The sequence below is a fragment of the Pseudidiomarina sp. genome, from assembly GCF_048268165.1.
Taxonomy (GTDB): domain Bacteria; phylum Pseudomonadota; class Gammaproteobacteria; order Enterobacterales; family Alteromonadaceae; genus Pseudidiomarina.
In genome coordinates this window covers 1-8277 of the sequence record NZ_JBLWWA010000024.1, presented here as the reverse complement: position 1 = coordinate 8277, position 8277 = coordinate 1, and the positions used below count along the sequence as shown (strand labels likewise).

Sequence of the window (8277 nt, the reverse complement as noted above, 5' to 3'; positions counted from 1 at the left end):
GGCAGTAAGCGATCATGTCCAACAAGGCGTTGAACGTGACCTTGAAAGGGGGAGTATCGGTGACTCATCATGAACTCTGTGCCAACGTATATTTTTTTGCGCTTTCAGCGGCACGTTAACTAAACGTTAGCTTCTTGGGTAAATTGATAAGTATCGGAAAATAAAATGAGAAAGATAGCGTATTATTTGCCAAATCTTCATTTGAAGGATGACATTGATTTAGGCCAAGTCAGGTTTTTGAAAGCTTCAGAGTGGGATAACCCAGATTTGCTAATTGACCCAGAAGTATTTGGCGATATTGATGGGTCACTGATTGAAGTTGATGGTTTTTCGACAGGGGGTACTGTTTCACAAGCTATTAATGAATCTATATACCGAGAGATAGAGTTTATTAAGTTTGCATACTTCTTGTCATCTGTTTCAAATCATCTTGATTTTGTTTCAAATGATACGTTTGAGGTGTTTAGGATTGTAGAGAAGAACAAGGACCCGTCGTTCGAGCATAAAGTACGCTTTAGCAATGGAGTTGATAGTTTCCTGATGCCATTAAAAAAATATTTTGGCTCTAAAGCTTTAAGTGGCAGTTTTGGTCATGTGTCTCTAACAAAGGAAAACCTTAAATATTATTATCTCATTAAATCATTGCCGCTCAGCGATGATGACTTAATGATAATTTCTATTTTTAACAAAAGTAGGAATTTGTATACAGATAATGATTTTATCGACCGAGTCTTATTTGCAAGAATGGCAGTTGAGAAATTGGCTAAAAAGTTAGAGTGGAAATTACCTCAGATTACAGAAAGATTCTTGGATGCTGCTTTTGAATTTATCGAATTAAATAAAGGTGAAAATAAAAACGTCAATAGTTTTTATATTAAAAATGTATCCAGAAAAAAAGAGCTAATCAAGGCTAATATTGAAAGCTACCTAAATGATTTAAAATATGCTCGTCATGCTTTAGCTCATGCTGGAGAGCAAGATAATAAGTTTCAGAATATTTGCTATTTCATGGCCTGGTTCCCTGTAGCATTTTTGCTGTCGTTTGAGCACAAAAAAATCAACCAAAATTTGGCGTTTCAAACTATTTTTCTACTTGCTGCTTCTAGTACTGATATTGAAAAGTGGCAAGAAAGAGAGCTTACACTGACATCGTGTAAAAGAACGATACTTGAGTTATACGAGCATCTCTCATTTGTGATGCCTAAGTTAGTGTCTAAAGATGAAAATGAGCATATTGAGGCTTATTTAACGGGCTTCAAAAACGCACTAATCCAAGAATAAGCTAACAAACGCATGTTGTCGGACTGGTTTTCCGCTGCGCTTCAAACCAGCCGCAAATGCGGGCGTTAGCTTTAGGGAGAACTCGTGACAAAAATCGGAATAATAATAACCATCTTGTACGTGGCAGTGATTGGTCTCTTCCGGTGGAATAGTTTCCCCGAATTGGCAACAATGCCGCTAAACGAATTTGGTGATTTTTTTGCGGGTGTTTTCGGGCCCCTGATGTTGTTTTGGTTAATTTTGGGTTACATGCAACAGCAATCAGAATTGCGACAAAATACAAAAGCTCTAGAACTTCAGGCTGACGAATTGAAGCGATCTGTAGAGCAGCATAAAGAATTAGTAAAAGCAACAAAGGAGCAAGTTCAAGCAGATTTGAAAGCTCTAGAAATAGAGGAAATTAGATCTCTGAGAGAAGCGCATCCACATTTTACAATTACTGGCGCGGGTAAAGGGATGTCACAAAGCACTAAGAAAACATTTAATATTCACCTTCTTAATTCTGGCCAGCCTGCGTCAGGAGTATTTTTTACTACCGATCCTGAAATTAAGCAAATTCCGCAAAATAGCATTGTTCATTACTTTGAAACTGGTAAAAAACACAAGCTAACATGGGATTCGCATACCAGCGGTGAAGCTCCAGAAGAATTAAAATTAGTTATAAATTGCAAAGATTCTAATACATCTAATTACACCAAAGTCTTTCACATGGTGTTAGATGAAAACGATCAATATCACCTCACAGATTCTGGGTGGGTGAGCTAACAAAGCCAGCCAGAGGGACAGCCAAACCGCTACGCGCTTTGTTTGCCCCTGCTGGCGGCGTTAGCTTCTCTTGGATGGAGAAACCATGGAAGAAATAGAAGTATATAGAGTTTTGATGGATGAACGGTGGGAGCTAGAGGATCTCTATGATTTTCCATATACGTATTCTCAAATACATTCTTTTATCTATTGTTTTGATTTTAATTTAGATGAAAATAAAGAGAAACGTATAGATTCATCATTAATTAATTATCCTTGGCAAGGTGGATACAGTTATACAAACATATATAGGGTTCTTCAAGGGCTTATTCCAAAGGAAGATACTCCAAAAATAGCCGAGATTAAATATGCATCTCCGGGCTGGATAGACCTATTTATGAATCCGGATGTTGCACTGCAAGTGGCAAAGTCCGTTGGAATTCTAGTTGGTGCGGGTGTGGCTGCTGTTGAGGGCTATAAAAGAATTGATAAAGCTCGCCTGGAAATGGCTCGGAACAGAAAGAAACAGCAAATGGAGTTTGCAGAGTTTTCTGCAAATGAAGTGAAGTATCTTAATCAAATGTCAGAGGAATTGGCGAAAAGTCTTGGATTTGAAAGTCTTCAAAAGCTAAACGCTAGAACTAAGAATCCAGAAGTAACCCTGAAGTTACTGCTCGCACACCATCGAAGAATGAATAAACTGACAGAATATATAGCATTAGGTAAAGCTAGTCTCCCAGAAAAAATAGAGAAAAAGCTAACAAACAAATTTAGCCGACGCTGAAAGCGCGGCTGATTTTAGCGTTATGTATCAGAATAATTACAGATAAATTTAAGGAATTCTAGTGAAAACTGAACTTTATTCCGTATCAAAAATTTTCACGGAAAGACTTCTGCGAATCCCAGACTATCAGCGTGGTTATGCATGGACTAAGAAGCAGCTAAAATATTTCTGGTCGGATATACAACAACTTGAGAAAGGTCATAATCATTATGTGGGGGTGCTGACGCTAGAAGATGTAGAGAAAGATAAATATTCAAAGTGGGATGATGACGAGTGGATAATTGAATCTAAAAATTATGAACCTCATTATGTTGTAGATGGTCAACAACGACTGACCACTACGGTAATCTTGATTCAATGTATCCTTGAAGCTATCGGTGATAGTGAAATAAACTACACTAATCCTAACGAAATACGCAAAAAATTCATCTATGAATCGAAAGATGGAGGAATATCTAGGTCTTATCTTTTTGGTTATGAAGTAGATAATCCTAGTTATGAATTTTTAAAGCAAAAAATATTCTGTGAGCTATCCGATAATCAGCCTAATGTGCAAGAAACCATTTATACTAACAACCTACTGATAGCGAAAGAGTATTTTAAAGAGCAGTTGTACAGTCTTGACATTCATCAAATAGAAGCGTTGTACACAAAGGTTACACAAAACTTACTATTTAACATCTATTCAATGTCTCATGAAATAGATGTTCATGTTTCATTTGAAACCATGAACAATAGAGGTAAGCCTTTGTCACACCTCGAGCTTCTGAAAAATAGACTTATTTACTTGTCAACTAAGGTTGACTCTGACGAGTTTTAAAAGCGAAAGTTAAGAGATTCAATTAATGAATGTTGGAAAACTATTTATCATCAATTAGGGCGTAACAAAGAAAATCCACTTGATGATGACGTTTTTCTCTTCAATCATTTCATTCTTTTTTATGGTAAGGCGCTGAATAATGGTGACTCAATTAATTACAGGCGCTTCCTTAGAGGTTATGGAGCATATTATCAGGACTATTTGCTGGAGGATAAGTTCACAACAAAGTCATTACATTCAAACGAGGGTGAAAAGCTTACTGTTCCTGAATTGTATCGCTACGTTAGCAGTCTTAAATCATCTGTTGAAAAATGGTATGAGATTTCAAATCCAAAAGGTTCTTCGTTAGACCCAGAAATTGCGAGGTGGCTTGATAAGATTAACAGGATAAACATCGATGAATGTTTACCATTAATAATGGTTAGCCTTCAAAAAGAAAATGATCAATCACTTTTGGTAAAGTTCATAAAGTCACTTGAAAAGCTATTATTTTGTATAATCCTTGCAAACAGATCATACCGTATAACATTTAACCCATCAGTTTTCATAGAGTGGGCGAGCAGCCTAAGTAATGATGATATGGCTTTGGATAAAATCATTTCTAAAATTGATGATGCCGCAGAAGATTTCGCAAAAGACATGAGTATGCATAGGACAATATCTGAATCATTTAAAGACGGTGGTTTTTATCGTTGGAGAGGGTTGAGGTACTTTATGTATGAATATGAGCAGGAGCTTAAAGAAAAATCAAAAACATATACTGACAAGCTACGTTGGGAAGATATAGCTGATGATCAAAGAGATCACAAAACAATAGAGCATATTTACCCGCAAAACCCTAGGAAAGCCTGCTGGGTTGATAAGTATAAACATTACACAAGCAAAGAAAGAAGTATGCTCAGGCACTCAATTGGTAATTTGGTTCCTTTGTCGCAACCTAAAAATTCTAGTTTTCAGAATAAGCCTTTTTTAGAAAAAGTTGGAAACTCTAAAACGACTATAGGCTTTAAATATGGATCTTTTTCAGAAATAGAAGTAGCAAACAATAAGGAATGGACAGCGATAGAAATTGTTAAAAGGAACGTGAAACTGTTAAAGTTTATGGAAAAACGGTGGGGTATAAATTTTGGCGGAGTTGGAAAAATGATTGAGTTTGTGAATCTTGGTTTTGTACTTAAGAAAGAAGGTCTCGTGCTACATAACAATGCAATTCAGCCGACGCAAAAAACACGCGGCTGATTGCGGCGTTATGCGTTGATATCAGCATGAGAACAGGGGTAGAGAATGAAACTTCATCCGTGTCCACATTGCAAAAATGAGATGATACTTATTTTAAATAAGCATATAAATATAGGACTGCTCTTAATCCTGCTTTTTATTGGAATAATACCTGGAATAATTTACTACGTTTTTGCAAAAGCGTCTGACAACTGGATCTGTACCCAATGTACGGGCGATATGATAAAAGATGCGCTAAATGATAAAAGAAAGAAAAACAATGGCTGGTGATATGGTACAGCATAACAAGGCACTGAAAATCGGTCGCTTTGCTCCCTGGGACCTCAATAGCTTCGCTATTTCGGCCCTTTAGTGCGGCGTTCTGTGGATTCATATGTACATGGTCCGCCATCCAGCAACTCAGCAGCCTATGCTATCCCCCCAGGGAGGACTCACGCCCGTGAAAGCGCAAGAATCTGATCGCATCGAACGTCAAGGACTTGGCTGGGTCACAGTACGCGGCGAGGCTGCAGGCTTTGCCGTGCGAGAGCAGGCTAGCAGTGACTACGGAATCGATGCGATTGCCGAACTGATTGATGATGAGACGGCCACTGGGCAGTTGGTCGCGATACAGATCAAGTCTGGTAGTAGCTACCTTGGGGAAATGAAGGATGGTTGTTACATCTACCGCCCGGATGTGCAACACGTCGACTACTGGCTGGGACATACGCTTCCCGTCATCGTATGCCTATGCGATCCTGAAAATGAAATTGTATATTGGGAGCGGGTTGCCGAGGACACCATCGAATCGACAGGGAAGGGCTACAAGCTAGCTGTTCCCCAAGCGCGACAACTTGGCAAGGAGACGCGTGAGGCACTGAAGGACCTCGTAACGCCGCGTGTCGCGTCCAGCGACTACACGCTCGTTTCGACTGAGGATGTCAGCCATGGTATGGCTAAACGTTACTCAGTCAAAGTTGTCCTTAACCGTCCCATGACCAAACCGGAACTGGCGGCGGTTATCAGGGACATGACGTCTAAGACCGCGAAGCGCCGATACTCCAGGAACGCAATAGTAAAAGGCAGGTGGGGCGACGCCGGCGCGCATGTTGTTTGGACCTTCATTTATGCCAGTGTGGCTGAAGAAAAGAAGGCCAGCTACACGTGTCGAAGCCTCTGGATTGACCAAAATCTTGATGGTACGTACGCGCCGAGTCCGCTGACCGGAGAAGACGTGGGCGATGGTATCATTGTGGACTGGAAGCAAAGCCCCCTGGCCGGACTCAGCGAAAATGGCCACGGCGATTTCGACAAGGAGCACTATTTGGACTTAGTAGATCCAATCGTCGCGCTTGTAAGCGGAAGTTTGGCGTACATCGGGCAAGCTCTTCGAAAGTGGCAGTCGGACGCGAGCACCGAGGCCAATTTCCTGTCGGAAACGAAATCCGCGCGCCAACAGATTTCTGAAGCATACGATGCCCACGCCAGTTCCCCAGAATCACCATACGAGTGCCATGATCTGGATGTGCCGGTCGGGAGCATGCTAGCGTACGCGCACAATATTGTTCTCCACCACAATGAACGCGGCATCGAACTTTGGGCCGCTCAAGTTCGTCGCCAAATGACTGCCTCGGCGCTGGACGACGCGAACAAGTGCCTCAACCGCATCAAGTACGAACGAGAAAAGATCTCGTAGAGAATCCACAGAACAAGTTGCAGCACTTCAACCGCTACGCGGCTCGGACCTCCAAAAGCTACGCTTTTTACGGCCGGTGTGCAAAGCGTTCGGCCGCACGAAAAGACAGCGGTCGCAAGGGCCCCACGCGTCGCATAACCTGGGAGCTTGGCTTTCTGTGTGTATGGTCATAAGCTAACTCTGCCTTGCTATGCGGGCTCGGGGCCTGTGATGCCCTTTGGGTGCCGATGACTGTTCGAGTTATCGCTATCGAGTCATGCAGCGTTATCCACTTGTTATCGGTCTCTCGTAAGAGGAGCCGGCATTCAATCGAGCTGCTGCATGAAGGCCCTCAATGGCCGTTGAGGGTGGTCCCAATTTACCCGGAAAACGCAGAGAATTATCCATACAAAAAATTCAAGTTGCCCGTAAGCGGGCTGGGACCTCCACTGCTACGCAGTTCCGGCCCCTTAAGTGAGCGTTATGAGTATTAGCTATGAAGCAACGTAACGAGAAAGAGTTCGAGCCAAATGCTTCTGTGTTAAACCACAATGCATACAAAATTGGCTGTGATTATTACAATAAAGGTCGTTACAAAAATGCTGTAAAAGCTTTTAATGAATCACTCGAATATTGGCCAGAAGACCCGGAAGCGTGGTTGGCTCTTGGTAATTGTTACGATAAGCTGAATAGCCCAGTTAAGGCTGAAGAGTGTTTTAGAAAATCGCTTATTTTCGCTCCTTTTAATAATAGGAATGATGCTTTATTTAATTTGGGTAACAGTTTGTTTGATCAAGAAAAGTTTGTTGAGGCAATTGAATATTACGCTAAAGTATCAGCGCAAAGTTCAGTATACAGCGCGGCTCAACTTAACATGGAGCTAGCTAGGGATGGCGATTCAAGTAAAAAATCATAACCAGGGTAAGCACTTGACCCAAAACAGCTACGTTTTTCCGGTCAAATGTTACAAGCGTTATAAGGCATCATCTGGCACATGATTAGAACGGAACGATTAATACTTCGACAGTGGAATGACGAAGACCTCCTTCCTTTTTCACAGATGTGTGAGGATAAGGATGTGATGGAGTTTTTCCCTAAGCTTCTTACCGTTCAAGAAAGCTACGCAATGGGGGAAAAAATCAGATCACTCATTGCTGAGCGCGGGTGGGGATTTTGGGCAGTTGAGATTCCTGGCCATAGTATGTTTATTGGTTTTGTGGGTCTGCACATTCCCAAGGAAAGCATGCCTTTTTCACCATGTGTTGAGATCGGCTGGCGTCTTGCGAAACGATATTGGGGTATGGGTTACGCGACAGAGGCCGCCAAAGAGTCATTGCGGTACGCTTTTACTCACTTGGGTTTAGATGAAGTGGTCTCTTTTACGACAGTGGGTAATATTCGCTCGCAGTCTGTCATGGAGAAAATCGGGATGGCTTATACCAGCAATTTTGAGCATCCTGACCTAGAATTTTCTGACCCGCTTTGCGAGCATGTTTTGTACAAGATCAGCAAGGATCAGTGGGAGTTACATGCCTTATAACCAGGCCAGGCATAGCGACGGATTTTCCGTTGCGGCATCGTCTTCACTACAAAGCCGCGCGTGCTAGCGGCGTTATGCACAGGGAGAGGTAGGTGCCATTGTTTGAAACAGAGAGGTTGATTGCAAGGAAGCTGTCCCATCAAGACGTTCCGGTGCTCACCGCAATGCTCAGTGATCCAGAAGTCATGAAGTTCTCCGTCCGTGGAATTTGTGAC

At 41.8% G+C, this 8277-nt stretch carries 8 protein-coding genes; all 8 read left to right on the top strand.

Translation table 11 applies throughout. From position 1 onward, the window contains the following. Positions 1–165: 165 nt before the first annotated feature. The 8 genes from ACN0UY_RS12540 (at position 166) to ACN0UY_RS12505 (ending at position 8062) form a co-directional block, all read left to right on the top strand. Positions 166–1281 (top strand): hypothetical protein, encoded by a 1116-nt coding sequence (locus ACN0UY_RS12540; protein ID WP_417667528.1) that lies wholly within the window; start codon positions 166–168, stop codon positions 1279–1281. 84 nt (positions 1282–1365) lie between these two features. Further along, positions 1366–2046 carry a hypothetical protein gene (locus ACN0UY_RS12535; RefSeq protein ID WP_417667526.1) on the top strand — a complete coding sequence of 227 codons (681 nt, stop codon included), beginning with the start codon at positions 1366–1368 and terminating at the stop codon, positions 2044–2046. An 85-nt stretch (positions 2047–2131) separates the two neighbouring features. Then, on the top strand, positions 2132–2809 hold the full coding sequence (locus ACN0UY_RS12530) for a hypothetical protein (protein ID WP_417667524.1): 678 nt from the start codon (positions 2132–2134) through the stop codon (positions 2807–2809). Between the two features lie 61 nt (positions 2810–2870). Then, complete coding sequence (locus tag ACN0UY_RS12525; protein ID WP_417667522.1) at positions 2871–3629, top strand: DUF262 domain-containing protein; 759 nt, start codon at positions 2871–2873, stop codon at positions 3627–3629. 201 nt (positions 3630–3830) lie between these two features. Further along, positions 3831–4868: an HNH endonuclease family protein gene (locus ACN0UY_RS12520; RefSeq protein ID WP_417667520.1), complete on the top strand. Its 1038-nt coding sequence runs from the start codon at positions 3831–3833 to the stop codon at positions 4866–4868. Positions 4869–5307: 439 nt separating this feature from the next. Further along, entirely contained in the window at positions 5308–6543 is a 1236-nt protein-coding gene (locus tag ACN0UY_RS12515; protein ID WP_417667518.1) for a DUF4365 domain-containing protein, read from the top strand. Positions 6544–7018: 475 nt separating this feature from the next. Continuing rightward, complete coding sequence (locus tag ACN0UY_RS12510; protein WP_417667516.1) at positions 7019–7438, top strand: tetratricopeptide repeat protein; 420 nt, start codon at positions 7019–7021, stop codon at positions 7436–7438. Between the two features lie 78 nt (positions 7439–7516). Continuing rightward, positions 7517–8062 (top strand): GNAT family N-acetyltransferase, encoded by a 546-nt coding sequence (locus ACN0UY_RS12505; RefSeq protein WP_417667514.1) that lies wholly within the window; start codon positions 7517–7519, stop codon positions 8060–8062. Positions 8063–8277: the final 215 nt, after the last annotated feature.